The sequence below is a fragment of the Pseudomonas sp. PICF6 genome, assembly GCF_009831705.1.
In the GTDB taxonomy this organism is placed as follows: domain Bacteria; phylum Pseudomonadota; class Gammaproteobacteria; order Pseudomonadales; family Pseudomonadaceae; genus Aquipseudomonas; species Aquipseudomonas rhizophila.
On the sequence record NZ_WUUD01000032.1, the window covers coordinates 74,699 to 75,053 of the forward strand.

1 protein-coding gene is annotated in these 355 nt (G+C 60.3%); it reads right to left on the reverse strand.

The features are described 5' to 3' along the window. On the reverse strand, positions 1-355 hold a 355-nt coding region (locus GSM73_RS20940; RefSeq protein WP_306110027.1), incomplete at both ends, for a DnaJ C-terminal domain-containing protein.

The following is a 355-nucleotide window of genomic DNA, read 5'->3' on the forward strand; positions in this document are numbered from 1 at the left end:
GGTTGATCTTGCCCGTGAGGGTCGGCACCGCCACTTCAGTGCCCAGCGCCAATTCCCACGGCGCCAGGGGCAACGTGATGATCAGATCCTGGCCTTCGACGTCGAACTTGGGGTGCGGGGCAAAACGAATGGTCAGGTACAAATCGCCATTGGCACCGCCGCCAATACCCGGCGCACCCTGGCCCTTGAGGCGGATGCGTTCGCCGTCGGTCACACCCAGGGGAATCTTCACGTTCAGGCTTTTGCTGGTATTGCTGACGTGCTGGCCGGCGGCGTTGTACTGCGGCACCTGGAAGCTGACCTTTTTCGATTCGCTCGACAGGGTCTCTTCCAGGAAAATCGGTAGTTCCATTTC